23 protein-coding genes and 1 tRNA gene are annotated in these 23,904 nt (G+C 68.3%); 11 read left to right on the forward strand and 13 right to left on the reverse strand.

The window, feature by feature from the left end:
• Positions 1–108 precede the first annotated feature (108 nt).
• Together ACIQJ5_RS11165 and ACIQJ5_RS11170 are read left to right on the forward strand one after the other, a co-directional pair.
• Positions 109–747 carry a hypothetical protein gene (locus tag ACIQJ5_RS11165; protein WP_402843873.1) on the forward strand — a complete coding sequence of 213 codons (639 nt, stop codon included), beginning with the start codon at positions 109–111 and terminating at the stop codon, positions 745–747.
• Positions 744–1,256, forward strand: coding sequence for a class I SAM-dependent methyltransferase (locus ACIQJ5_RS11170; RefSeq protein WP_402843876.1), 513 nt, complete (start codon positions 744–746; stop codon positions 1,254–1,256). Before ACIQJ5_RS11165 ends, ACIQJ5_RS11170 begins: the two co-directional genes overlap by 4 nt.
• Positions 1,257–1,501: 245 nt before the next feature.
• Here ACIQJ5_RS11170 and ACIQJ5_RS11175 read toward each other — a convergent pair whose 3' ends face one another.
• From ACIQJ5_RS11175 to ACIQJ5_RS11185, 3 genes are all read right to left on the reverse strand, one after another.
• The gene (locus ACIQJ5_RS11175) at positions 1,502–1,903 is read right to left on the reverse strand and encodes a hypothetical protein (protein ID WP_402843878.1); all 402 of its coding nucleotides are present in this window, start codon (positions 1,901–1,903) and stop codon (positions 1,502–1,504) included.
• A gap of 323 nt (positions 1,904–2,226) precedes the next feature.
• Positions 2,227–2,299 (reverse strand) — tRNA-Thr (locus ACIQJ5_RS11180).
• 36 nt (positions 2,300–2,335) lie between these two features.
• The gene (locus ACIQJ5_RS11185; RefSeq protein WP_231092178.1) at positions 2,336–3,349 is read right to left on the reverse strand and encodes a thioredoxin domain-containing protein; all 1,014 of its coding nucleotides are present in this window, start codon (positions 3,347–3,349) and stop codon (positions 2,336–2,338) included.
• A gap of 298 nt (positions 3,350–3,647) precedes the next feature.
• Here ACIQJ5_RS11185 and ACIQJ5_RS11190 point away from each other — a divergent pair, with 298 nt between their 5' ends.
• On the forward strand, positions 3,648–4,754 hold the full coding sequence (locus ACIQJ5_RS11190; RefSeq protein WP_231092177.1) for an ABC transporter ATP-binding protein: 1,107 nt from the start codon (positions 3,648–3,650) through the stop codon (positions 4,752–4,754).
• 83 nt (positions 4,755–4,837) lie between these two features.
• Positions 4,838–6,151, forward strand: coding sequence for a DUF4032 domain-containing protein (locus ACIQJ5_RS11195; RefSeq protein ID WP_231092176.1), 1,314 nt, complete (start codon positions 4,838–4,840; stop codon positions 6,149–6,151).
• Positions 6,152–6,294: 143 nt separating this feature from the next.
• On the opposite strand, the gene ACIQJ5_RS11200 is transcribed toward ACIQJ5_RS11195, so the two are convergent.
• Positions 6,295–7,494: a citrate synthase gene (locus ACIQJ5_RS11200; protein WP_402843882.1), complete on the reverse strand. Its 1,200-nt coding sequence runs from the start codon at positions 7,492–7,494 to the stop codon at positions 6,295–6,297.
• A 74-nt stretch (positions 7,495–7,568) separates the two neighbouring features.
• Here ACIQJ5_RS11200 and ACIQJ5_RS11205 point away from each other — a divergent pair, with 74 nt between their 5' ends.
• A complete protein-coding gene (locus ACIQJ5_RS11205) occupies positions 7,569–8,672 on the forward strand; it encodes a citrate/2-methylcitrate synthase (RefSeq protein WP_402843885.1) in 1,104 nt (367 codons plus the stop codon).
• 47 nt (positions 8,673–8,719) lie between these two features.
• Here ACIQJ5_RS11205 and ACIQJ5_RS11210 read toward each other — a convergent pair whose 3' ends face one another.
• On the reverse strand, positions 8,720–9,358 hold the full coding sequence (locus tag ACIQJ5_RS11210) for an NAD(P)-dependent oxidoreductase (protein WP_231092173.1): 639 nt from the start codon (positions 9,356–9,358) through the stop codon (positions 8,720–8,722).
• Positions 9,359–9,408: 50 nt separating this feature from the next.
• Positions 9,409–10,122, reverse strand: coding sequence for a FadR/GntR family transcriptional regulator (locus tag ACIQJ5_RS11215; protein WP_402843888.1), 714 nt, complete (start codon positions 10,120–10,122; stop codon positions 9,409–9,411).
• 139 nt (positions 10,123–10,261) lie between these two features.
• Between ACIQJ5_RS11215 and ACIQJ5_RS11220 the strand changes: the two genes are divergently transcribed.
• From ACIQJ5_RS11220 to ACIQJ5_RS11235, 4 genes are read left to right on the forward strand one after another with little or no spacing between them, the layout of a single operon-like run.
• A complete protein-coding gene (locus ACIQJ5_RS11220) occupies positions 10,262–11,494 on the forward strand; it encodes an aminotransferase class V-fold PLP-dependent enzyme (protein ID WP_402843890.1) in 1,233 nt (410 codons plus the stop codon).
• 52 nt (positions 11,495–11,546) lie between these two features.
• Positions 11,547–12,872 (forward strand): sugar ABC transporter substrate-binding protein, encoded by a 1,326-nt coding sequence (locus ACIQJ5_RS11225; protein ID WP_231092170.1) that lies wholly within the window; start codon positions 11,547–11,549, stop codon positions 12,870–12,872.
• Positions 12,873–12,875: 3 nt separating this feature from the next.
• Positions 12,876–13,832: a carbohydrate ABC transporter permease gene (locus tag ACIQJ5_RS11230; RefSeq protein ID WP_402843893.1), complete on the forward strand. Its 957-nt coding sequence runs from the start codon at positions 12,876–12,878 to the stop codon at positions 13,830–13,832.
• Entirely contained in the window at positions 13,829–14,725 is an 897-nt protein-coding gene (locus ACIQJ5_RS11235; RefSeq protein ID WP_402843895.1) for a carbohydrate ABC transporter permease, read from the forward strand. The genes ACIQJ5_RS11230 and ACIQJ5_RS11235 overlap by 4 nt, the downstream gene beginning before the upstream one ends.
• Before the next feature lie 71 nt (positions 14,726–14,796).
• Here the strand turns inward: ACIQJ5_RS11235 and rlmB are convergent, their stop codons facing one another.
• The 4 genes from rlmB to ACIQJ5_RS11255 form a co-directional block, all read right to left on the reverse strand.
• Positions 14,797–15,798: a 23S rRNA (guanosine(2251)-2'-O)-methyltransferase RlmB gene (gene rlmB / locus ACIQJ5_RS11240; protein ID WP_402843898.1), complete on the reverse strand. Its 1,002-nt coding sequence runs from the start codon at positions 15,796–15,798 to the stop codon at positions 14,797–14,799.
• Positions 15,791–17,182 (reverse strand): cysteine--tRNA ligase, encoded by a 1,392-nt coding sequence (gene cysS, locus ACIQJ5_RS11245; RefSeq protein WP_402843901.1) that lies wholly within the window; start codon positions 17,180–17,182, stop codon positions 15,791–15,793. The genes rlmB and cysS overlap by 8 nt, the downstream gene beginning before the upstream one ends.
• A 46-nt stretch (positions 17,183–17,228) precedes the next feature.
• Positions 17,229–18,452: a 2-C-methyl-D-erythritol 4-phosphate cytidylyltransferase gene (gene ispD / locus ACIQJ5_RS11250; RefSeq protein ID WP_402843904.1), complete on the reverse strand. Its 1,224-nt coding sequence runs from the start codon at positions 18,450–18,452 to the stop codon at positions 17,229–17,231.
• 218 nt (positions 18,453–18,670) lie between these two features.
• A complete protein-coding gene (locus ACIQJ5_RS11255) occupies positions 18,671–19,153 on the reverse strand; it encodes a CarD family transcriptional regulator (protein WP_231092164.1) in 483 nt (160 codons plus the stop codon).
• 138 nt (positions 19,154–19,291) lie between these two features.
• Between ACIQJ5_RS11255 and ACIQJ5_RS11260 the strand changes: the two genes are divergently transcribed.
• Positions 19,292–19,771 (forward strand): DNA modification methylase, encoded by a 480-nt coding sequence (locus tag ACIQJ5_RS11260; RefSeq protein ID WP_231092163.1) that lies wholly within the window; start codon positions 19,292–19,294, stop codon positions 19,769–19,771.
• Positions 19,772–19,828: 57 nt separating this feature from the next.
• Here ACIQJ5_RS11260 and ACIQJ5_RS11265 read toward each other — a convergent pair whose 3' ends face one another.
• The gene (locus ACIQJ5_RS11265; RefSeq protein ID WP_231092162.1) at positions 19,829–20,512 is read right to left on the reverse strand and encodes a response regulator transcription factor; all 684 of its coding nucleotides are present in this window, start codon (positions 20,510–20,512) and stop codon (positions 19,829–19,831) included.
• On the reverse strand, positions 20,509–21,966 hold the full coding sequence (locus ACIQJ5_RS11270) for an ATP-binding protein (protein ID WP_402843909.1): 1,458 nt from the start codon (positions 21,964–21,966) through the stop codon (positions 20,509–20,511). Before ACIQJ5_RS11270 ends, ACIQJ5_RS11265 begins: the two co-directional genes overlap by 4 nt.
• Positions 21,967–22,161: 195 nt before the next feature.
• Here ACIQJ5_RS11270 and phoU point away from each other — a divergent pair, with 195 nt between their 5' ends.
• Positions 22,162–22,833 carry a phosphate signaling complex protein PhoU gene (gene phoU / locus ACIQJ5_RS11275; RefSeq protein ID WP_231092160.1) on the forward strand — a complete coding sequence of 224 codons (672 nt, stop codon included), beginning with the start codon at positions 22,162–22,164 and terminating at the stop codon, positions 22,831–22,833.
• A gap of 279 nt (positions 22,834–23,112) precedes the next feature.
• On the opposite strand, the gene ACIQJ5_RS11280 is transcribed toward phoU, so the two are convergent.
• Positions 23,113–23,862, reverse strand: a complete 750-nt coding sequence (locus ACIQJ5_RS11280; RefSeq protein WP_231092159.1) for a phosphoglyceromutase — start codon at positions 23,860–23,862, stop codon at positions 23,113–23,115.
• Positions 23,863–23,904: the final 42 nt, after the last annotated feature.

The following is a 23,904-nucleotide window of genomic DNA, read 5'->3' on the forward strand; positions in this document are numbered from 1 at the left end:
AATCGGGCGCCTCCCCGTCCTCTGATGCCGCCGTGTCCGTGGCGGCGGGTACTCTCGTCCGGGAGCCCGGCACGCCGCCGCGCGGCGTACGAGCATCAGGAGAACGTGATGGCGGACACGGAGGACGCGGCCTGCTTCGTCACCATCGCCTCGTGCGATCTCGCCGACGCCGAGCCGGTGGGCCCCGCCTTCCTGCACACGTGGACCCTGGCCGCTCCCCCGTCGTCGGGCCTGCGCGTGTTCGTGCAGACTCCGCAGGGACTGATGCCGGGGGTGGTCGTCACTGTCGAGGAAGGTCCTGCGGACCCGTCCCCGACTCCTCCGCCCGTCGCGCGGCTGGCGATGCTGTCCGAGATCGACGACGCCATGCACTGGCGCGAGCACTTCGGCCGGGAGGAGGCGATCCGCCGGGCTGCCGCTGAAGCAGACCGGCTCGCCCGCGCCGAGGCGTTCGATCGCGAGTCCCGCCGGCGGGTCGCGTTCGCCGCAGACCCGGACTACGTCTGGTTGTGCACGCTCGCGCGGACGGCCGGTATCGGCCTACACCCGACGGATCCGCGCAGCGACGAGACGGTGATCTCGCCTCCCACGTCGGGATCGGCGGGGTACGTCGTCGCTGGACGGCACGCGCGCACCTGGTGGCGCGCCATGAAGCTCGCCGAGGCCTACCGCTGGCCCGCGGCGGACATCATCCGGCTCCGGGAGATCGCCGATCACTGGTTCCTCCTGCGGGACCGGCCGCTGTGAGCACGGAGGCGGCCCGCTGGGATGAGCGCTACACGGAACACCCGGATCTGTTCGGCGCAGCGCCGGCGTGGATGTGCGAACGACTGGCCGAGCTCCCGCCGGCATCCCCTGTGCTGGACGTCGGCGCAGGCCAGGGCCGTGTGAGCCTCGCAGCCGCACGGCTCGGTCACATCGTCACGGCGGTGGATCTCAGCCCCGTGGCCATCGACGGGCTCCGCGACGCGGCCACCTCAGAGGGCCTCGCAATCGAGACCCACGTAGCGGACGCGGTCGTCTGGCTCCAGGAGGCGCGCACCCGCTCGTGGGGCGTCGCACTGCTCCAGTCGGTGAGCACTGGTTCATCGGTGTCCGATCGCGCACTGTTCGCCCTGCTACGCCAACACTGCGACGGAATCCTCGCCGAGGTCATCGAGCGGGTGATTCCCGCGGATCTGGTGCGGGAGTCCTGGCCTAATGCCCACATCGAACGCGCAATCGCGAAGCTCCCGGTCCTGCGCATCACGGGCTGAGCAGTGCGACCCATGTGCATCGCGGCGCATGCGGCCGACCGGAGGGATGTGCAGCGGTGCCGCTGGGCGTCGGGGATGGAAAACACATCGCCCGCAACGATCTGGGCTGCGTTTTCCATCTCACACGGTCATGGTTGACGCCGGACGGCTCACCGGCTTTCGCTGCGTGGCGCCCTCACACCACGACCTCGACGCGCGCTGCACTTGTGGCCGGAATGGCAGCGCACAGCAATCCGCGTGATCACTTAGGCCGTGGATGCCGGATCGAAGCGGTCGAGAATCTCGAACCGCCACCACAGTTGCTCCTGAAGCAGACCGTGCAGTCGTCGCCCCTCCGCCAACCACCACGCGGCGTGGGAACCGGCCACCCAGCCCGTGATCGGATCGAAACGATCAGTCCAGTAGGTGTGCCACATCATCAGGCGTATCCGAAGCTCGTCCGGGACCTCACCGTCAAGGCCGATCTCCCCGTCGCCGCGATGCCAGATACCGGTGACCCCGCCATACTCCGGCTTCATCTCCACCGTCACGATAGTCCCGTCCGCCAGAAGCCGGTGGCGCGCGATTGCCTCGTCCGCAGTAGCGAACGCGGGCACGGGCACCTCGACCCAGGACTGCGGGTCCACTGTCCACTCCTTGCGCTGCACCGCCTCAGCGTAAACGCGCCCCGGCCACCTCACAACGGCCACAACGATGCCCTCACGAAGGAGCGTCGAGCCCATGCCGCACGATGCGGTGGGGCCGAACCAAGAACTCTCACACATGCCCTTCGGGGTTGGCGGTCTTCAAGAGCCCTCACCGGTGCAGACGCGAATCGGCGAGGTCATCCAGGCTCTGCGCGGAATGCCGATCTTTCGGGCTCCGGCGGCGCAGATAGACCGGGCACGAACGGGGCAAAGAGCGGTCTAGCAGAAAAAACGAAGGCCCCGCTTTCCTAGCGTTTTCCAGGGAGGCGGGGCCTTCGTGTCTGAGCCGACTACGGGACTTGAACCCGTAACCGCCCGATTACAAGTCGGGTGCGCTACCAATTGCGCCAAGTCGGCGGATGCGACAAGCCTACTGGCTCGTCGGGACCGGTGTCATCCGGCGGGGGTCTGCTCCGCTGCCGGGGTCTCCTCGGTGGCCGGGGTGGCCTCCGGTGCCGGAGTCGGCTCCGATGCCGGTGCCTCGGCGCTCGCCGTGGCGGAGGGTGACGGGCTCGCGGTCTCGAAGTACGCCTTCGACTCCGCCGCCATCACGGCCTGCAGGAGTTCGGCCGGCTGATCCAGCGAACCGACGTAGGGAACGCCGTTGATGAGCACCAGGGGCAGCTCACCGATCGTGGCCTTGGTGCCCGGCAGCGGACCTTCCACCGCGCGCTCGGTCACCGTCTTCACCCACGGCTGGTATGTGGCATTGGTGATGCAGGTGCGCAGGCCGTCCTGGTTCGGGATCCCCAGCGCGATGGCGAGGTCAGCGAGGTCGTCGTCCGTGGGTCCGTCCGCGTCGATGCCCGGCTGCTTGAGCATGAGCTCGTAGCTGTAGGCGAAGAAGAGATCCGGGGCGTAGCTGGCCACGCAGGCTGCGGCTCCTGCGGCGCGCAGCGAGTACTTGGTGCCGTTGGACTTGTGGGCGAGCGTCGCGAGGGGGTGGTAGCTGAGCGTGATCGCACCGTCGCTGACCAGCTGCGCCAGCTGGCGCGCATTGGCCGTCTGGAACGTAGCGGCCTTCGCGTCGAGGAAGTCCGAGTAGACGACCACGGACACCGGTGCTGCGGTGGGTGCCGATGTGGCGGTTGCCGAGGCGGAGGGGGCCGAGGTGGGAGTCAGCGTTCCGTTGCCTGCGGAGGACGGAAGATTGACCGCGGAAGCACCGATCTGAACACCGTCGTCGACGACGTTCGCGGGAACCGGAGCGGGCTTGGTGGCGGCGCTGCTCACGACGAGGGTGACGGCAACGATGATCGCCGCGACGACAGCGAGGGCGAGAACGGCCAGGACGGACACGCGCACCACGCGCCACCGCTTCTGGGCAGCCTGCACGCGCTGGGCCTTGGCACGCACGGCCTGCCGCTGCTCGGTGCTCTCCAGTTCGCTGTGATCGTCGTTCGTCATCAAGTCTCCGCCTCCTCGCCCGGCCAGGATCCGGGTGGCACAACCAAACGATGGTACCCATCCACACTGAGAAATGCCCAGACGGGGTCGGCCTGCACGCGAGCGAACAGACGGGTAAACAACTGGTGACCAGGGCGTGAGCGATGGATGACGACGGGGCCGCGACCGATTTCGTGCGATATCACGATGCGCATGCCATACTGAACGCGACCCGACGACGGGTCACGGCGGCTCACCCCCGTCGCTCATTCACAACGGATCGTCCGGCACGTACCTGCCGGTGAAGGAGAAGAAAACGATGGCGTCTGTAACTTTCGACCAGGCCACTCGTCTGTACCCGGGGGGCACTCGTCCCGCCGTCGACAAGCTCAACCTCGAAGTCGGTGACGGCGAGTTCCTCGTCCTCGTCGGCCCGTCGGGTTGTGGTAAGTCCACCTCGCTGCGCATGCTCGCCGGCCTCGAAGAGGTCAACGCCGGCCGCATCCTCATCGGCGACCGCGACGTCACCGACGTCCCGCCGAAGGACCGCGACATCGCGATGGTGTTCCAGAACTACGCCCTGTACCCGCACATGACCGTGGCCGAGAACATGGGCTTCGCCCTGAAGATCGCCGGCGTCAGCAAGGACGAGCGCGCCAAGCGCGTCGAGGAGGCCGCCAAGCTCCTCGACCTCACCGACTACCTGAACCGCAAGCCGAAGGCCCTCTCGGGTGGTCAGCGTCAGCGTGTGGCCATGGGTCGCGCCATCGTGCGTCAGCCTCAGGTGTTCCTCATGGACGAGCCGCTGTCGAACCTCGACGCCAAGCTCCGTGTCCAGACCCGTACGCAGATCGCGTCGCTGCAGCGCCGCCTGGGCGTCACCACCGTCTACGTCACGCACGACCAGACCGAGGCTCTGACCATGGGTGACCGCATCGCGGTCCTCAAGGACGGCCTCCTGCAGCAGGTCGGCACCCCGCGCGACCTGTACGAGCGTCCCTCGAACGAGTTCGTCGCCGGCTTCATCGGCTCGCCGGCCATGAACCTCTTCACCAGCGACATCACCGACGGTGGCATCGTCTGGGGCGACGAGATCGTTCCAGTCGAGCGCGAGGTCCTGGCCAAGGCCAACGGCAAGCAGGTCCGCGTGGGCATCCGCCCCGAGGATCTCGTCCTCGGCTCCGCGACCGACAAGGGCCTCAAGGTCCAGGTCGACCTCGTCGAGGAGCTCGGTGCCGACGGTTACCTCTACGGTCGCGCGAACGCCAACGGCGCCGCTGAGCACGACATCGTCGCTCGCGTCGACGGCCGCAAGCACCCGTTCGCCGGTGACACCGTCACGCTGGCCGCCGTTCCGGGCCACGTGCACGTGTTCGACGCCGAGACCGGCGAGCGCCTCACCGAGAAGGCCATCGCTTCGGCCTGATAATCGAAGAACCGCGACGATGCGGCGCGGTGGAGAGATCCACCGCGCCGCATTGGCGTTTCACCACCGGCGAAAGGGAGCCTGTGTCCGAAGCCCTCACCATCACGGCCAGCACGGTCGATCCCGGCCTGCTGGAACTTCCCTGGTCCACCCCTCTCGCCACCTGGCCGAGCTCCGCGATCGTCTCGCTGCCCAAGGGCCTGTCCCGCCACCTGGTGCGCTTCGCGAACCTGTCCGGCCGCGTGGTCGCAGTCAAGGAGACCACCGAGGCGATGGCTCGCCGCGAGTACGAGATGCTCGGCAACCTGCACCGGCTCGCCGTTCCCTGCGTCGAGCGCGTCGCGGTGATCGCCGGACGTACCGACGACGACGGCAACCCGCTCCCGGCCGCGCTGGTCACCGCGCACCTGCGATTCTCCATGCCGTACCGCGCGCTGTTCACGCAGGTCCTGCGCCCCGATACCGCCGGGCGCCTCGTGGACGCCCTGGCGGTTCTGCTCGTCCGCCTTCACAACATCGGATTCTTCTGGGGCGACGTCTCCCTCTCCAACACACTGTTCCGTCGCGACGCCGGCGCGTTCGCCGCTTATCTCGTGGACGCCGAGACCGGCGAGCTCCATGAGGGTGGCCTGACCGAGGGTCAGCGTAACCACGACCTGGACGTCGCCCGCACCAACATCGCCGGTGAGATCATGGACCTCGCCGCCGGCGGACGACTGGAGCACGGGGTGGACGCCGTCGGCATCGCCGACCGGATCGTGTCGTCCTACCGCTCCTTGTGGGATGCGCTGACGGTCGAGGAGTCCTTCGGCGCCAACGAGACCTGGCGGCTCACCGAACGCGTGCAGCGGCTGAACGCGCTGGGGTTCGACATCGACGAGATGTCCATCCAGACGGCGGCGGACGGCACCCGCGTCGTCATCCAGCCCAAGGTCGTCGACGCCGGCCATCACCAGCGTCGCCTCATCCGCCTCACGGGGCTGGACGTCGAGGAGAACCAGGCGCGCCGGCTGCTGAACGACCTGGACGAGTTCCGCGTCCGCGTCAGTCGTGTCGGCGTTGATGAGGAGATGGCGGCACACGAGTGGCTCACGCGGGTGTTCGAGCCCGTCGTCAAGGCCATCCCCTACGACCTGCGCGCCAAGCTCGAACCCGCCGAGGTCTACCACCAGGTGCTGGAGCACCGGTGGTACATGTCCCAGGCGCGGGGTCAGGCGGTCCCGCTGGCTGAGGTGCTCTCCAGCTACATCAAGGACGTGCTACGCCACCGTCGCGATGAGGCCACGATCATGGGTCCGCCGACGGAGACGCTGGCGATGCCGGTGATCACGTCGTCCGGGTCCGTCGTGGACGACGAGGATGAGGACGAGGGCGTCGACTGGCGGGATCTGGTCTGACCCGGTCGGTCTCACTTTCGGCGCCGTTCGGCCGCCGGATCTCCCATCGCTGAGACCAGCCCACGCCGTGGTCTCAGCTTCTGCACTCAGAGGCGTGCGAACGTGCAGCAACGCAGACCACCGGATCCGCGAAGCGGGACGTCTCAGGGCCCGACGTAGCGCCCCTGCGGCCGCAGTCGCATCGGCGCGCGACCGTATTCGTCAGCGATGTGCGCGATCCACCCGACCACGCGCCCGATGCCGAACAGCGCCACACCGGCATCGTCGCGCAGCTCCCCGGCCAGCACGAGGGCCGCGAGTGCCAGATCGATGTTGGGGTGCAGACCGGCTCGCTCATGCACTGCGGCGCGCAGGCGCGCGACCGCGGCGAGCACGCTCCCGTCGCGATCCAGCACGGCGATGTCCGCGAGCAGCGCGAGAGCGCGCGGGTCGGGTCCCCGGTAAATGCGGTGCCCGAATCCGGGCACGCCGGCGCGGGTGTCCCCGATCCGCAGTGATCTCGACACCGGCTCCCCCGCATGGATGCGGCGCAGGAGCACCACCGCGTCGCGACTCACCGTGCCGTGCATCGGCGAATCGAAGACCGCGAGGGCGGCGAGGACGCCGGCATAGGCGGATCCACGCGCGCTGGCGGAGACGCGAGCCGCGAGCGTGGAGACCGCGAGATCATGGTCGACGGCGAGCGACAGCGCGCGATCCAGCACCCCGGCGAGCGCGGGATGCTGGCCGGGGCCGGTGCGCAGTGCATCGGCGAGTATCGTCGCGACGGACGCGTCCGGAGCCGCCGTCACTGCCTTCCCGAAGATGCGCGGCAGCAGACCGAGCAGGCGCTGTCCCGCTCGGATTGCGGCCTCCACCGTGGGCGCGGTGTCCGCAGCCGCCGCCTCCGCGCCCAGCGCCAGCACGGCCGCCTGCATCCGGGCGAGCGACGCATCATGAGCAAGTGCTGCGATGCTCGAGCGGAGTGCGCCGAGCATATGGAGGTCCACGGAGAATCCGGCCCCATCCTCGGGCAGTCCCCAGAGCCATCGCGCGACCTGCTCGAAGGAGCGCTCCTTCGACAGGGCGATCGCGTCGCGACCGCGGAAGTAGAGATTTCCATCCTCGATCAGCGCGATGTCGGTGTCCAGCACCATCAGCGGCGAGCCGGGGACCACACCGACGGGATCCGCCCGCCGGCGTGAGCGTGCGAACCGCTCCACCTCCAGTGCATCGAAGCGGGAGCCGTGCGCCGTGCGCACCCGGCTCAGCAGACCGCGTGAGACGTACGCGTACAGGCTCGCCGGCTTCACCCCGAGCCGTGCGGCCGCCTCCGCGGTGGTGAGCTGAGGAAGGTCGTCCATGTTGATCGAATCAATAGTGGCCCCAGCACGTCGCGGAGACAAGCTGAAGCGAGAACACCAGCGGAGGAGAGATCATGCGCATCGATCGAATGAACGACACCCTCATCGAGGTGCCGCGCGGCCTGGCCAATGTCGCCGTGACCGACACGTCCATCAGCCGTGTGGACGGCAACGCCGGGCGCTACCAGTACCGCCAGCACGATGCCACCGCGCTCGCGCGGACCGTGTCCTTCGAGGACGCGTGGTTCCACCTGGTCCATGGGCAATTGCCCGACGCGGCACAGCGCATCGAGTGGAGCGCCGAGCTCCTGGCCGCGCAGGAGCACCCCTCGCTCACCAAGGTCCTGGCTGCGCTCCCGCCCGTCGATGCGGCGTCGCGGCTGACGGCAGCGTGGCCGCTGGCCGCATCCGCCCGGGGATTCCGCGCGCTCTACGATCTGCCGGGTGAGGAGCGGGTCCACCAGACCGTCGCACTAGCGGCCATCACTCCCGTGGTGATCGCGGGGGCCGCGAACGATGAACGCGGATTCGTCGCCCGCTATCTGCGTGCCGTTTCCGGTGTCGTGCCCTCGGATGCGCAGGTGTCCGCGCTGTCCGCGTATCTGGTGGCGGCGATGGACCACGGATTCAACGCCTCCACGTTCACGGCACGCGTCATCGCGTCCACCGGAGCGGGCGCCGCCGCATGCCTCGCCGGCGCCATCGGCTCCCTCACCGGGCCGCTGCACGGCGGTGCACCGGCGCGTGCCCTCGAGGCGCTCGACGAGATCGGGGGCGAGGATGACGCCCGCACCGAGCGCCTGCTGCGGGAGAAGGTCGCCGCCGGCGAGCGGCTGATGGGGTTCGGACATCCCGTGTACCGCACCGTCGACCCGCGCTCCGAGTTGCTCAAGGAGGTCGCTCTCAGCCTCGGCGGATCACGCGTGGAGCAGGCCCGGCGATTCGAGGCCATCGCGGAGCGGGTGCTGGCTGATCTGAAGCCCGGACGTGCACTGCACATCAACCTCGAGTTCTACGCAGCGGTCGTGATGGAGGCCTGCGGGGTGCCGCGGGCGATGTTCACGCCCACCTTCGCGGTGGCACGTGCCGCCGGCTGGAGCGCGCACATCCTCGAGCAGGCCGAGGATTCGAAGATCATCCGGCCGTCGGCGCGCTACATCGGCCCCGAGCTGGCGTGATCACGCCGAAGGGCCGCTCCGACGCGGAGCGGCCCTTCGTTGTCGACTCAGTAGCCGACGGTGAAACGCTGGGCGATGTGCTTGCGGTTCTCGATCTCGTCGACGAACGCGATGGCGAAGTCCTCGCCGCCGATGTTCGACTCGCCGTTCTCGTCCACGACGATGACGTCTCCGCCGATGCGGTACGAGCCCGTGCGCTCCCCGGGCGCCCAGGAGCCGTAGCCGCCGGCCGGGTGCACATAGAACCACTCGTTGGCGTCGCCACGCTCGCGCAGGTCATCCAGGACGCCGCCGATCTCGGTGGCCTCGGGAAGCACCTCGGGCGGGAAGCCCTCGTCCATCACGCGCGCCCCGCCCGGTGCCACCAGCGAGGATCCGGCACCGCCGACCACGCCGACGCGCACCGATGGCGCAAGCAACTCGATGGTCTCGCGAATGCCCGACCGGGTCTTGCCCTCCATGCCACCGCGGGGAGAGACCGCGAAGACCACGACGTCAACGTCGCCGATGGCGTCAACGAGAGCCTGCGGCTGCTCGATGCTGCCGATCTCGTAGGAGACTCCCTCGAGCGGCTCGGCAGGAAGCGAGCGCGAGAACGAGGTGACCTGGTGACCGCGTGCTGCGGCCTCTGCGGCGATGTGGCTGCCGGAGTAACCGGTGCCACCGATGACGGCGATGCGTGCCATGGGGAATCCTTTCGTCGATCCGAGGACTCCAACGCGGCCTCGCTGCCGAATCATTCCCCGTTCGGCATATCCTCAGAATTCGCACGGGCAGGGGGACGCAGCTGTCGCAGCCAGTGCTCCGTCTGCGCCGCATGGGCGACGGCCGCCGCCGCAGCGGCCGGTGCATCGCGGCGCGCGATGGCATCGAGGATGGCGCGATGCCCTTCGTTGGAGAGTCGCTTGATCTCCGATGCCGATGCGCTCTCGAAGATCCGATAGGAGCGTGACCGCGAGCGCAGCACGCCGAGCATCGCTTCGACGGCCGGAACTCCGGCGATCTCCGCGATGCGCATGTGGAAGCTGTGATCCAGCACGGAATGCACGTCGTCGTCATCGGTTCCCTCGAGCTGGTCGAGATAGCCGGCGAGTTCCTCGATGACGGCCGGGGCGTGGCGCGCAGCAGCGAGCGAAGCGGCATGAGCGTCCAGCACCTTGCGCAGCTCGTACAGCTCGATGACCGACTCCAGCGGGAGCAGCCCCACGGTCAGCGTCATGCTGCTGATGACGTCCGCAGCCGTCAGTGACCCCACGTAGGTGCCGGAACCGTGGCGGGTCTCCACCACTCCGAAGGCCGCCAGCATCCGCGTCGCCTCCCGAATCGACCCGCGTGCGACGCCGAGCCGGTCGCTCAGCTCCCCCTCGGAGGGAAGCCTGTCCCCCGGCCGCAGCGTGCCATCGGCGATCATCACCCGCAGGCCGCGAAGCGCGGTGTCGACGGCGCCCATCCGCCACCTCCCTCTCCTCTGTGACCCTATCGTCACACGGATTTAACAGAAGTCATCGGACAAATCTTCAGGTTTGGGCTATGTTTTCACGCATACCCGTTGCTCAACGTCGATGTTGTCCGATGACAGAAAGGCCGGCATGCCCCCTCTCCCCGACCGTCCCGTCCCCGTGACGCTACGCTCCGGCATCGCCGCACGCGACGCCTGGCCCCTGGATCCTCAGGTCGTCCACCTCAACCACGGCTCCTTCGGCGCCGTCCCGAGCGAGGTCATGGCCATCCAGGACGCGCTGCGCCGCCGCGGCGACCGAAACCCCGTGGACTGGTTCCCCCGGGTGCCGGAGCTGGTCGGACGGGCGCGGCAGCGGATCGCCGGATTCGTGGGCGCGGACCCCGGCGACACGGCCTTCGTCACCAACGCCTCCGCCGGGGCGACCGTCGTCTTCAACAGCCTGCGCCTGGAACCGGGAGACGAGATCCTGGTCACCGACCACGGCTACGGCGCCATCACCATGGGGGCTCGGCGACTGGCCCATCGCTGGGGCGCACGCATCGTCACTGTCACCCTCCCGCTTGCAGCGTCAGAGGACGAGATCCTCGGACGTTTCCGGGAGGCGATCACGGCGCGCACCCGTCTGATCGTGGTGGATCAGATCACCTCGCCTACCGCGCGGTTCCTCCCTACCCGGGCGATCACCGACCTCGCGCACCAGCAGGGCGTCCGCGTGCTGGTCGATGGGGCGCACGCACCGGGGCTCGTGCCCGATGCTGCGACCGCAGGCGGTGGAGACTGGTGGTTCGGCAATCTTCACAAGTGGCCCTGCGCGCCGCGCGGATCGGCGCTGCTGGTCACCCGCGCCGCCGACCGTGAGGACCTCTGGCCCCTCATCGACTCGTGGGGCGGCGATGATCCGTGGCCGCTGCGCTTCGACTCGCAGGGCACTGCGGACGCCACCGCGTGGATCGCCGCCCCCGACGCGGTGGACGTGATCGAGCGCGAGTACGGCTGGGAGCGCACGCGAGCCACCATGTCCGAGCTCGCCGACTACGGGGCCGCCGTGATCGGCGAGGCGATGAGCGCGCATGTCTCCGGTCCCGCCACGCCCGACGTCGGCATGCCTGTCGCATCGATGCGCCTGGTGCGCCTGCCCGACGGGCTCGGGCGGCGCCGCGAGGACGCCGACGATCTGCGCATGCGGATGATCGACGAGGTCGGCGTCGAGACCGCGTTCACGAGCTTCGAGGGCATCGGGTACCTGCGCCTGTCCGCACACCTCTACACCCTGGCCGACGACTTCCACGCGTTCATCGAGCGCTGCATCCCGGCCATCCTCGACCTCGCCGCCGAACGGCGCGCCGAAGCGCTCGCGTGAGCGCGCACCGAACTCCCCCTCACAACCACAGCACCACACGAAAGGAAGCACCATGAAGCGCACACGCATGGCAGCCGTCATCTCGGGAGGCATCGTCGCCGCCCTTGCCCTGACGTCATGTTCAGGTGGCTCCGGCGACACGTCGGGCTCCGGAGAGAGCGGAGGCGACGTCACCCTGCAGATGGTCGAGAGCCTGACCAATCCGGCGCGCACCGAGCTGATCCGCGGACTGCTCGACGAGTTCGAAGCCGCCAACCCGGGCGTGAAGGTCGATCTCGTCTCCCCGCCCACCGAGCAGGCCGACCAGAAGATCCAGCAGATGCTGCAGGCGGGCAACGGCATCGACGTCCTCGAGGTCCGGGACATCACGGTGGGTCCGTTCACCAACAACAAGTGGATCTACGACATGACCAGCGATCTCCAGGGCTGGGACGGATGGGACGCGCTGACCGACAACGCCAAGAGCGCCGCGGTCACCGACGGCAAGACCTGGTTCCTGCCCTACGGCTTCTACGGTCTGTCGCTCTTCTACCGCACCGACCTGGTTCAGGACGCCGGTTTCGACGCCGCCCCGCACAGCTGGGAGGACCTGCTGGCCCAGGCCGAGAAGATCCAGGATCCCAGCAAGAACCAGTACGGCTACGCCTTCCGTGGTGGCACGAACGCCAACAGCAACGCGGTCGCGGTCATCGAGGCGTACACCGCGGATCAGCTCGATGACAAGAACGCGTTCCTCCTGAAGAGCGGCAAGACCATCTTCTCCGCCCCCGAGGCACAGGATGCCATGGACCTGTACCTCGAGCTGTTCAAGAAGGGCTCGCCGCCGTCCGCCGTGTCCTGGGGCTACCCCGAGATGGTCGAAGGCTTCACCAACGGCTCCACGGCGTTCCTGCTGCAGGACCCCGAAGTGATCGCCACGGTGCAGGCATCGACCACCCTGAAGGCCGACCAGTGGTCCACCGCTCCGCTGCTCGTGGGTCCGACCGGCAAGGCGGCACAGCCGCTGGCCACCGCCGGCTGGGGCGTGTCCGAGTCGAGCAAGCACAAGGCCGAAGCGGTGAAGCTCGTGGAGTTCCTGGCCTCGGGCGACGCCGCCGTCACCTTCGCTCAGAAGAACAGCCTGGTACCGATCATCGCTGCAGCCTCCGACGACCCCTTCTACAAGGAGGGGCCGTGGGCCAGCTACGTGACGATGACCCAGGACCCCGAGACGTACGTCAACGTCATCCAGCCGCGTGGCGTGTCCTGGTGGACCGACTGGATCCAGCGCGCGGACAAGGACATCCAGAACGTGCTCCTCGGCTCGATGACCACCTCCGACATGCTGGCGGGCTGGGACACCTACTGGACCGAGAAGCTCGCATCGGAGAAGGGCTGATCCGTGACCTCGGACTCGCTCACCCGTGAGGGCCGCACCGCATCCCGCGGTGCGGCCCCCCGGGGCACCTCCCGCCGTCGTACCTTCGGGGCCAAGACGGCGCTGTCGCTGTTCCTGTTCATGGTTCCGGCCATCGTGTTCGTCGTCTGGTTCACCTACCTGCCGATGCTGCAGGGCGCACAGATGGCGTTTCGCGACTGGAACACCTGGGACCTGACCTCGACCCCGTGGGTGGGTCTGCAGAACTTCGTCACGGTGTTCCAGGACCCCGCGTTCCCGATCGTGGCCGGCAACACCGTCATGTGGGTGGTCGGATCGATCGTCCCGCAGTTGGTGATCGGGTTCATCCTCGCTCTGTGGCTGCGCAAGAAGTTCCGCTTCCGCGGCGTCTACCAGGCACTCGTGTTCTACCCGTGGGCCGTGTCGGGCTTTCTCATCGGCCTGCTGTTTCGCTGGATGTTCAACGCCGAGTTCGGCGTGTTCAACGACCTGCTGATGAAGGCGGGGGTCATCTCCCAGCCCGTCCCCTGGCTGGCCGATCCGAGCCTGGCGATGACCTCGGTGATCGTTGCCAACATCTGGTACGGCGTCACGTTCTTCGCGATCATGATCCTCGCCGCGCTGCAGTCCGTGCCGGATGAGCTGCTCGAGGCCGCCAGCCTCGATGGGGCGGGCAAGGCTCGCCAGCTGTTCTCGGTGATCATCCCCTACATCTCCACCACGCTGCTGCTGACGGTGCTGCTGCGGGTGATCTGGATCTTCAACTTCCCCGACATCATCTACGCGATGACCGGCGGCGGACCGGCCAACCGCACCGACATCATCACCACGTGGATGATCAAGTACACGCAGCTGGGCAACTACGGCCTCTCCAGCGCCATCGGACTGCTGGTGATGGCCTTCCTGCTGGTGTTCTGCGCTTTCTACCTGATGGCGATGGGAAGGGTGAACAAGCGATGACCGACACCACGCGAACCATCGTCACCGGCACGAAGTCGGTCCCGGTCACCGGCCCGGCGGGGCGAGGGAAGATCACCGTGGGCGGCGTCATCAAGGTGGTGGGTCTGGCCCTCTGGCTGATCATCACGCTGTTCCCGCTGTACTGGATCCTGGTGACGTCGTTCAAGTCCCCGGGATCGATCAGCCGCTTCCCCCTGGAGTACTGGCCCACAGAGCCCACCACCGAGAACTACGTCGGGCTGTTCGAGAAGTCGGACTTCGGCGTCTTCCTCGGCAACTCGGCCCTGGTGGCCGTGGTGGCGGGGCTCGGAGCCACGGTGATCGCCCTGCTCAGCGCATATGTGCTGGCGCGGTTCCAGTTCCGTGGCCGCGGCGCCGTGATGCTGGCGTTCCTCGTCACCCAGATGATCCCCGCGTTCATCGCGCTCGGACCGCTGTACTCGATGATGTCCAGCCTCGGCCTCGTGGACAACAAGTTCGGACTGCTCCTGGTGTACGTGGCCATGTGCGTCCCGTTCTCCACGATCATGCTGCGCGGCTTCTTCGAGAACGTCCCGGACGCGCTGGAGGAAGCAGCCATGGTGGACGGGTGCTCCCGTCTGGGCGCGCTGTTCCGGGTGCTGGTGCCGGTGATGATGCCCGGCATCATCGCCGCCTTCATCTTCAACTTCGTCAACTGCTGGAACGAGCTGTTCCTGTCTGTCATCCTCATCAACTCGGACGCGAACAAGACGATTCCCGCAGCGCTGAACGGCTTCATCTCCACGTTCAACATCGACTGGGGCCCGATGGCGGCCGCAGCAGTGCTCACGGTGTTGCCCACGATGGTGCTGTTCGCCCTCGCGAGCCGGTGGATCGTCGCCGGTCTCACCTCCGGCGCCGTCAAGGAGTGAGTCGCCCCGAGAAACGCGTGATGCCCGGTCCGCACGGACCCGGGCATCACGCGTTTCTCAGTGGCGGACGATCACTCCGCCGCCTGGCGCATCGTGGCCACCTGGTAGAGCGCCACCGAGGTGGCGATACCGGCGTTGAGCGACTCGGTGGCCGCAGAGATCGGGATGGAGACGATCTGATCGCAGTGCTCGGTGACCAGGCGCGACAGCCCCTTGCCCTCCGAGCCCACCACGATCACCACGGGCCGATCGGCCAGCTCCAGCTGCGGAAGCTCCACGTCGCCGTCGCCGTCCAGGCCCAGGATGAACACACCCTGCTTCTTGAACTCCTTGAGGGTGTTGGTGAGGTTCGGCGCGATGGCCACCGGGATGCGCGCGGCCGCGCCGGCGGACGTCTTCCACGCGGCGGAGTTGACGCTCGCGGAGCGACGCTGCGGCAGGATGACGCCCTGGCCCCCGAACGCCGCAGTGGAGCGGATGATCGCGCCGAGGTTGCGGGGGTCGGTGATGCCGTCGAGCGCGACGAACAGCGGCGTCTCGTTGCGGTTGAGCACATCCTCCAGCACATCCTGCGGGTGCTGGTACTCGTACGGCGGTACCTTCAGGGCGACGCCCTGGTGCACGCCGTCGAAGCCGGCCATGCGATCCAGCTCCTGGCGGGTGACCTCCATCACGGGGATGTCGCGGTGGCGGGCGATGGCCAGCATCTCCTTGACGCGATCGTCCATCTCCACGCGCTGGGCGATGTAGAACGCCGTGGCCGGGATCTTCGTGCGCATCGCCTCGAGCACCGAGTTGCGACCGGTGACGGTCTCGGTGTCATCGGTCGACTTCGCGCGCGATCCGCGGTTGATGTTGCTCTGCGGCTTCTGCCCCGGCTTGCCCTTGCCGCCCGCGGCGGCGTAGCGCTCGGCGGCCGCCTTGCGCTTGCCGGCGGGGTGCCAGGCGCGGTCCTCCGCCTTGGGGGTGGGGCCGCGTCCTTCCAGCGCCTTGCGGCCGAGGCCACCGGTGCCCTTGGTGGCACCCTTCTTGCTCCCGGCACGACGTGCGCCGGGGCGTCCTGGCTTAGTCATTGATACTCCAGTGTGTTCCGTCCGCCGTATCCTCCAGCGTGATGCCGGCTGCGGCGAGTGCGTCTCGGATGCGGTCTGCCGCACCCCAGTCCTTGTCAGCGCGCGCCTGCGCACGCTGCGAGATCAGTGAATCCATGAGGGAGCCGAGCGCGACCTGCTCCGCACCCCCGGCTGCGGGCAGATCGATGTCGAGGCCCAGCACCTGCATCATCAGCCGCACGTTCTCCGCGGCGAACGCCGCTGCGGCACCGTCTGCGGCGTCGATCGCCGTGTTGCCCGTGCGCACCGTCTCATGGATGACGGCGAGCGCCTGGGGCACGTTGAGATCGTCGTCCATCGCGGCGGTGAATTCGGCGGGCAGCTCGTCGATCGTCGCGGCGGCCACGGTCTCGGGGAAGGTGCGCTGCGCCCGCCGGAAGAAGCCGGTGATGCGTCCCAGCGCCGCCTCCGCCTCGTCGTACGACGATGCAGTGAGATCGAGGGTCGAGCGGTAGTGCGCGGCGGCGAGGGCGTAACGCACGACCTGCGGATCGTGCTCGGCGAGGACGTCTTCGGCGAGCGTGAAGTTGCCGAGGGACTTCGACATCTTCTGGCCGCCGACCGTCACCAGACCGTTGTGCACCCAGTACCTCGCGAAGGGGTCGCCCGCCGCGGTCGATTGTGCGAGCTCGTTCTCGTGGTGCGGGAAGCGCAGGTCCAGGCCACCGCCGTGGATGTCGAACGCGGCGCCGAGGTAGCGCCGCGACATGGCGGAGCACTCGATGTGCCACCCGGGACGCCCGGCGCCCCACGGGGAATCCCAGATCGCGGAGGCCGGCTCACCCTCCTTGGCGCCCTTCCAGAGCGCGAAGTCGTGCGGGTCGCGCTTGCCGCGGGGGTCGGCATCAGCCGCATCCTCCATGGCGTCGACGGACTGGTGGGTCAGCTCGCCGTAGCTCGGCCACGACCGCACGTCGAAGTAGACGTCTCCGGCGGCGGCGTATGCGTGACCGGCGTCGATGAGTCGCTGGATGAGCTCCTGCATCTGCGGGATCGAAGCGGTGGCCCGGGGCTCGTACGTGGGGGTGAGGATTCCCACGGCCTCGTAGGCCGCGGTGAACTCGCGCTCCATGCGATAGGCCAGCGCCCACCATTCCTCGGTGTCCGTGGCGTTGGTGAGGACCTTGTCGTCGATATCAGTGACGTTGCGCACGAAGGTGACCCGGCCGTAGCGGTACTCCAGCCAGCGGCGCAGCAGATCGAAGCCCAGAGCGGCGCGGACGTGTCCGATGTGGGGGCCGGACTGCACGGTGGGACCACAGACGTACATCGTCACGTTCGTCGGATCGAGCGGGACGAATTCGCGCAGCGTCTGGGTGCGCGTGTCGTGGAGGTGCAGAGTCACCCCTCCAGCCTACCGGCGCGGCCCGGGAACCCGCTGGGCTGTGTCGTCAGACGGCGACCAGCATCGCGACCGCGAACGCCTGCACGCCCTCCGCCGCACCGACGAAGCCCAGCCCGTCCGTGGTGGTCGCCGAGACGGACACCGGAGCACCGAGCACCTCCGACAGCACCAGTTCGGCCTCGGCGCGACGCGGAGCGAACTTCGGACGCGCTGCCTGCACCTGCACAGCCACGTTGCCGATGCGGAACCCGGCGCGCTCGACGATCCGACGCGTCTCCGCGAGGAACGCCGCGCCGTGTGCGCCCGCGAACTCCGGCCGTGCGGTGCCGAAGTGCGCCCCGATGTCGCCGAGTCCCGCCGCCGACAGCAGCGCGTCCACGATCGCGTGCGCCACGGCATCGCCGTCCGAGTGCCCTTCCAGCGCGGTCTCACCGGGCCATTCCAGCCCCGCCAGCCAGAGGATTCCGTGATCCGTGAAAGCGTGCACGTCGGTCCCGATCCCTACGCGCGGGATGGCCCTCAGGTCCGACTCCGGGCCCCCGAGCGTCTCGGAAACCGCAGGCGCCCCCGGCGCATCAGAGGTGACGAGGTGCCGCGCACGTTGGAGATCGGCGGGGGTAGTGATCTTGAACGAGAGCTCATGCCCCGGGACGGTTCCGACCGTGTGCCCCTGGCTCTGCAGCAGAGCCGCGTCGTCGGTGAAGTCCTCGTCCGCCGCCGCATACGCTGCTGCGAGCACATCGCGACGGAAGCCCTGCGGTGTCTGTGCGGCGGCGAGTTCGGCACGATCGACGGCGGCCGTGATGCGCGAGCCGTCCACGCGTTTGAGGGTGTCGACCACCGGAATGACGGGAATGATGCCCCATCCTGTCTCATCGACCGCGGCGATCACACGCTCGAACACCTCGGGCGGTGTCAGGGCTCGCGCTGCATCGTGCACCAGAACCACGTCGATGTCGCCCCACAGCGCGGCGAGTCCCGCTGCCACCGACGCCTGCCTCGTCTCGCCGCCGACGACGACGGATGCCAGATTCCGCCGGCCGCCCGCGCGGACATCCAGTTCTGCGATGGCCTCCCCCACCCGATCGGCCGGTGCCACCACGACGATCTGCATCGGAGTCGGCACGGCCAGCACGCCGTCAAGGGCGTGTGCCAGGATCGTGCGGTCATCCAGGCCGACGAACGCCTTCGGCTCCCCCGCCCCGAGCCGTGTCCCCGCGCCGGCGGCAACGACGACCACAGCGACACGGGGCACAGGGATGTAGTCCATACCCCCATTTAAGTCGCAAGGTTCCGGTGCGCGCGCCCGCCACGGCTGTTCCGAATTCATGATCCGGTGCTGAATCCATGACGGCTCCGGTGATTGCGTCATGGATTCAGCGCCGCATCATGCGTTCACGACGCCGCGGCCGCACCCGTCATCCTCGGGCCGCGCACCGGCTCCCGGAAACGACGAACGCCGCCCCGTGGGGCGGCGTTCGGAAGATCTCAGGAGGCGAGGACCTCGTCGAGGAGGGTGGATGCCTTCTCCTCGTCGGTCTTCTCCGCAAGAGCCAGCTCGGAGATGAGGATCTGGCGCGCCTTGGCGAGCATCCGCTTCTCTCCGGCGGACAGCCCGCGGTCCTGGTCGCGGCGCCAGAGGTCGCGCACGACTTCACTGACCTTGATCACGTCACCGGACGCGAGCTTCTCCAGGTTCGCCTTGTAACGGCGCGACCAGTTGGTGGGCTCCTCCGTGAACGGAGCACGCAGCACCTCGAACACGCGCTCGAGGCCCTCCTTGCCGATCACGTCACGTACACCCACGAGGTCGACATTGTCTGCCGGCACCTCGATCATGAGGTCCCCCTGGGTGACACGGAGCTTCAGATACGTTTTCTCGACGCCCTTGATCACGCGGGTCTTCACCTCGGTGATCGTCGCAGCACCGTGGTGCGGATAGACGACCGTCTCGCCAACCTCAAAAAGCATGCAGCTGTGTCCTTTCGGCAACCTCCAGAATACCACAGCGAAAATGCGCTAAGGTTTGCGCCCTCGGTGAGCGTGAACGGCGAGAGGCGGCAGTACCCCTAGACTGGAGGGACACCGTCAGCATCCTGAGGAGGATCAGTGAACACGCGCGCTCTCGCGTCCATCGCCCTCGGTGCCGCCATCATCCTGGGCACCACCGGCTGCAGCATGATCTCGCCGCAGGCCACCACGATCCCCTACTCGGCCGCGGAGGGCGTCAACGTCCCGAACGCCTCTGGGCCCGTGCTGGTGCGCAACGCCTTCTTCATCACGGGCGAGGACGCCGTCAACCTCGTCGCCGTCTTCGTCAACGACACCGCGGAAGACCAGACCGCCACGGTCGCCGTCGACGGCGTGGCCGCTCCGCTCAAGGTGTCGGTGCCCGCCGGCGAGCGCGTCAGCTACGGCATCGACGGCGAGCACCTCGAGGTCCCCGGCCTCAACACGGTCGCGGGCGACACCGTCAAGGTCACGTTCACCTCGGGTGACGGCACGTCGGAGGCCGTGGAGGTCCCCGTGCTCGACGGCACCCTCGAGTACCTCGAAGAGGCTGTGCCGACGCCGTCGGCCACCAGCTGACCTCGCAGATGAGAGCGGGCCGCATCCCTACGGATGCGGCCCGCTCTCATCTGCGGTTCAGGCCTCGAATCGGTATCCGAGACCGCGGACCGTTACGAGCATCACCGGCTGTCCGGGATTCTCCTCGATACGCGAGCGGATGCGCTTGATGTGCACGTCGAGCGTCTTCGTGTCGCCGAAGTAGTCGCTGCCCCAGACCCGGTCGATGAGCTGTCCCCGGGTGAGCACGCGACCCGCGTTGCGCATCAGCACCTCGAGCAGCTCGAACTCCTTCAGCGGCATGTTGATCTCGCTTCCCGCCACCGACACGGTGTGACGGTCCAGATCCACGCTCACCCGTCCGCCCTGCAGCACCCGCTCGTCCAGGTCGGCCTCCGCCGCCGCCGTGCGCCGCAGCACGGCCCGCATGCGCGCCAGCAGCTCGCGAGCGGAGTACGGCTTGGTGACGTAGTCGTCGGCACCGATCTCCAGGCCCACCACGATGTCCACCTCGGTGTCCTTCGCGGTCACCATGATGATCGGCACAGCCGACGTCGTGCGCACCTGGCGGGCCACCTCGGTCCCGGGCATCCCCGGCAGCATCAGATCGAGCAGCAGGATGTCGGCGCCGCGCTCGCGGAATGCGGCGAGGGCCGCCGGCCCGTCCTCGGCGATCTCGACCTCGTATCCCTCACGGCGAAGCAGATACGCCAGCGGATCGGCGAGGTCGGGCTCGTCCTCGATGAGCAGCACTCGGGTCATGACGGGTTCTCTCCGTTCTGCGTCTCGGTCTGAGCCGGGACGGGGACAGGTGTCGATGCGTGCGCGTCCACGCGCACGACGGCGTCGCGGGCCGCGCGGGCGGCGTCGGCGACGGGTTCGCGGCGCTCCGCGACGATCGGGACGGACGCCGGGATGGGCTTCTCCACGGCGGGTGCCAGCGGCGCGGTCTCGGTCGCGAGCTCTTCGCTGCGCTTCCGGTCCTCACGCTTCTGCTTCTTGCGCAGCTTGTCGGCCTTGCGGGCCTCCTCGCTCTTGCGCGCCTTCTCGGGCTTGCGCGGCTTGTCGGTCTTGCGAGCCTTGTCGTGCGCCGGCGCTTCCGATGCAGGCAGCACGATCGTGAATGTCGCGCCCTTGCCCGGACGGGACCACAGCCGGACGTCACCGCCGTGCCGCTGGACGGCGTGCTTGACGATCGAGAGCCCGAGTCCGGTGCCGCCGGTGCTGCGCGAGCGCGCCTGATCTGCGCGGTAGAAGCGCTCGAAGATGCGCTGCTGGTCGTCCTCCGCGATACCGATCCCCTGATCGGCCACGGCGATCTCGATGACATCGTCCACGCGCTTCACGCCGATGCCCACGCGCGATCCCGATGCCGAGTACTTCACCGCGTTGGACACGAGGTTTCCCAGTGCGTCGCTGAGGATCTGGGCATCACCGCGCACGAACAGTCCGCGCTCGCCGCCGCGCAGCAGCTCGACGTTCGCTCCCTGGGCGGCCACACTGTTGGCATCGACGGCCGCGGCGACCACTTCGTCGACCGACACGTCGCGCACCTCGGACAGGCCATCCGTGGATTGCAGCTTCGACAGACTCATGATGCGACCGGTGAGCCCACCGAGCCGGCGCGCCTCCGCCTGCAGCCGCGCGGCGAACACGCGCACCTGATCGGGGTCGTCCGCGGCCATGTCGACGGCCTCGGAGAGCAGCGTGATCGCACCCACCGGCGTCTTCAGCTCGTGAGAGGTGTTCGAGACGAAGTCGTGGCGCATCTGCTCCAGGCGCTCGCTCTCGCTGATGTCGCGGACGGTCAGCATGGTGAGCCGCGCGCTGAGCACGGTGGCCCGGGCACTGACCAGCCGGAGTTCGGGAGAGAGTTCACCGAGCCGGATACGCAGCGTCTCGGTCTCGGTGCCGCCCGCGGATCGCGCGCGACGAACGAGGGCACGCAGGTCGGTGTTCTCCAGCGGGCGCCCGGTCTCGAACCCCAGCCAGCCCGCAGCGGTGGAGGTTGCCAGCAGCTGGAAGGAGGTGTCCAGGACCGCCGCAGCATCGTCCATCCCGGCCAGGACCGCCGTGATTCCCTCCGGAACATCGCCCGCGACTTCTCGGAGATGGCGGTCACGGGCGCGCAGTGCCACCACCAGAGCCACAGTGACGGCAGCGCCGATGACCAGGCCCAGAACGAGGGCGAAGATCGCCAGCTGCGTGGAGGACATGAGTACAGCGTATTCTGGCCGCGAAGGCCGACGAGCCCGGATTCCGCGCTATGACTGGCATCGCCGCCGGATATTCACGCGGGCGGCACCAATCGTTAACCTTCGCTCGTTTTGATTGCGCCGAAGCCCGACAGCCAGGACATCCCGGCGCGAGCGCGGGCGGCGCAGACCTGCACCAGTGAAAGGCACACAGCCATGCGGGAAGTTTTCCACCAGTCCCTCGACGACGTCCAGGGACGCCTGGTCGAGATCGCCGAGCTCGTCACCATCGCGATCACGAAGGCGACCACCGCCTTCGCCACCAGCGATGTCACGCTGGCGGAGGAGGTCATCGAGGACGACCGCCTCATCGACGCCCGCGCCGTGGTGCTCGACGAGCTGGCCATCGAGATCCTCGCTCGCCAGCAGCCGGTCGCGCGCGACCTCCGTATGGTGGTCTCTGCGCTCCGCATGAGCGCATCACTGGAGCGCATGGGTGACATGGCCGAGCACATCGCTCAGCTGGCCCGCTACCGTTTCCCGGAGCGCGCCATCCCGAAGGGTCTGAAGAGCACCTTCACCTCCATGGGCGAGCTCGACGTGCAGATCGCCACCCAGCTGGCCGACCTGCTGCGCACCCAGGACCTCACCATCGCGGACGAGATCCGCAACCTCGACGACGACATCGACGAGCTGCACGCACGCGTCTTCGAGAAGGTCCTCAGCGACACCTGGAAGGGCGAGGCCGGCGCCACGGTCGATGCCACCCTGGCCAGCCGCTACCACGAGCGCTTCGCCGACCACGCCGTGTCGGTCGCGAAGAAGGCCGTCTACCTCGCCACGGGCGACTGGACGGCGGAGGGCGAGACGAGCGAGAACGCCGTCTGACGCCCGATGAAGCGGCGCGGGCCACGTCAGGGGTGGCGGACCGCGCCGCTTCGTCGTCTCCGGGCGCGCGCCGGTCTCAGGATCTGTTGTGATTCCGATGCAGCCGAGCAGCTTCTGAGACCGACCGCGGCATTGGTCTCAAGATCTGCTCTGCCGGCGCAGACCGACGGCAGGTTCTGAGACCATGGCGGCCGGATCCGGGGCGTCATCGGCCCGTCGGCCCCGGGAATGCGAACGTCCCCGCACCGAACCGGTGCGGGGACGTCGTGCGTGTCGGGCTTACTTGTTGCCCTGGTTCGCCACCGCAGCGGCGCCCGCTGCCGCGGCCTCGGGGTCGAGGTACTCAGCCGGGGCGATGGGCTTGAGGTCCGCGTCCAGCTTGTAGACCAGCGGGATACCGGTGGGGATGTTGAGCTCCGCGATGTCGTCGTCGCTGATGCCGTCGAGGTGCTTCACCAGGCCCCGCAGCGAGTTGCCGTGTGCCGTCACCAGGACGGTCTTGCCGGCACGCAGGTCCGGGACGATCTCGGCGTCCCAGTACGGGAGCAGACGGTCGATCACGAGACTCAGTGACTCGGTGCGCGGGATCTCCCCGTCGATGCCGGCGTAGCGGGGGTCGTTCACCTGGCTGAACTCGCTGTCGTCCGCGAGCGCGGGCGGCGGCACGTCGAACGAGCGACGCCACAGCTGGAACTGCTCCGGGCCGAACTCGGCGAGCGTCTCCGCCTTGTCCTTGCCCTGCAGCGCTCCGTAGTGGCGCTCGTTGAGGCGCCACGAGCGCTTGACCGGGATCCACAGACGATCCGCGTTGTCGAGCGCGATGTTGGCGGTCTGGATCGCACGGCTGAGCAGCGAGGTGTGCAGCACATCGGGGAGGATGCCGGCCTCGGCCAGCAGCTGTCCGCCGCGGGCCGCCTCGGCCTTGCCCTGGTCGGTGAGACGGACGTCCACCCAACCGGTGAACAGGTTCAGCTCGTTCCACTGGCTCTGGCCGTGGCGAAGAAGGATGAGGGTGTACGGCTCGGTCATGTCCCCAGCCTACCGGCGGCTTCGGGGCGATATCGCTGCACG

Source organism: Microbacterium sp. GXS0129, assembly GCF_044769785.1.
GTDB classification, from domain to species: domain Bacteria; phylum Actinomycetota; class Actinomycetes; order Actinomycetales; family Microbacteriaceae; genus Microbacterium; species Microbacterium nymphoidis.

Excerpts from the sequence above, each read along its gene's own strand:
- ACIQJ5_RS11185 (WP_231092178.1), bottom strand. The coding sequence starts at position 3,349 with ATGACGAACGACGATCACAGCGAACTGGAGAGCACCGAGCAGCGGCAG.
- ACIQJ5_RS11215 (WP_402843888.1), bottom strand. The coding sequence starts at position 10,122 with ATGGGCGCCGTCGACACCGCGCTTCGCGGCCTGCGGGTGATGATCGCC.
- ACIQJ5_RS11235 (WP_402843895.1), top strand. The coding sequence starts at position 13,829 with ATGACCGACACCACGCGAACCATCGTCACCGGCACGAAGTCGGTCCCG.
- phoU (WP_231092160.1), top strand. The coding sequence starts at position 22,162 with ATGCGGGAAGTTTTCCACCAGTCCCTCGACGACGTCCAGGGACGCCTG.
- ispD (WP_402843904.1), bottom strand. The coding sequence starts at position 18,452 with ATGGACTACATCCCTGTGCCCCGTGTCGCTGTGGTCGTCGTTGCCGCC.
- ACIQJ5_RS11280 (WP_231092159.1), bottom strand. The coding sequence starts at position 23,862 with ATGACCGAGCCGTACACCCTCATCCTTCTTCGCCACGGCCAGAGCCAG.
- ACIQJ5_RS11205 (WP_402843885.1), top strand. The coding sequence starts at position 7,569 with ATGCGCATCGATCGAATGAACGACACCCTCATCGAGGTGCCGCGCGGC.
- ACIQJ5_RS11190 (WP_231092177.1), top strand. The coding sequence starts at position 3,648 with ATGGCGTCTGTAACTTTCGACCAGGCCACTCGTCTGTACCCGGGGGGC.
- ACIQJ5_RS11220 (WP_402843890.1), top strand. The coding sequence starts at position 10,262 with ATGCCCCCTCTCCCCGACCGTCCCGTCCCCGTGACGCTACGCTCCGGC.
- ACIQJ5_RS11225 (WP_231092170.1), top strand. The coding sequence starts at position 11,547 with ATGAAGCGCACACGCATGGCAGCCGTCATCTCGGGAGGCATCGTCGCC.
- ACIQJ5_RS11165 (WP_402843873.1), top strand. The coding sequence starts at position 109 with ATGGCGGACACGGAGGACGCGGCCTGCTTCGTCACCATCGCCTCGTGC.
- ACIQJ5_RS11270 (WP_402843909.1), bottom strand. The coding sequence starts at position 21,966 with ATGTCCTCCACGCAGCTGGCGATCTTCGCCCTCGTTCTGGGCCTGGTC.
- rlmB (WP_402843898.1), bottom strand. The coding sequence starts at position 15,798 with ATGACTAAGCCAGGACGCCCCGGCGCACGTCGTGCCGGGAGCAAGAAG.
- ACIQJ5_RS11265 (WP_231092162.1), bottom strand. The coding sequence starts at position 20,512 with ATGACCCGAGTGCTGCTCATCGAGGACGAGCCCGACCTCGCCGATCCG.
- ACIQJ5_RS11200 (WP_402843882.1), bottom strand. The coding sequence starts at position 7,494 with ATGGACGACCTTCCTCAGCTCACCACCGCGGAGGCGGCCGCACGGCTC.
- ACIQJ5_RS11210 (WP_231092173.1), bottom strand. The coding sequence starts at position 9,358 with ATGGCACGCATCGCCGTCATCGGTGGCACCGGTTACTCCGGCAGCCAC.
- ACIQJ5_RS11255 (WP_231092164.1), bottom strand. The coding sequence starts at position 19,153 with ATGCTTTTTGAGGTTGGCGAGACGGTCGTCTATCCGCACCACGGTGCT.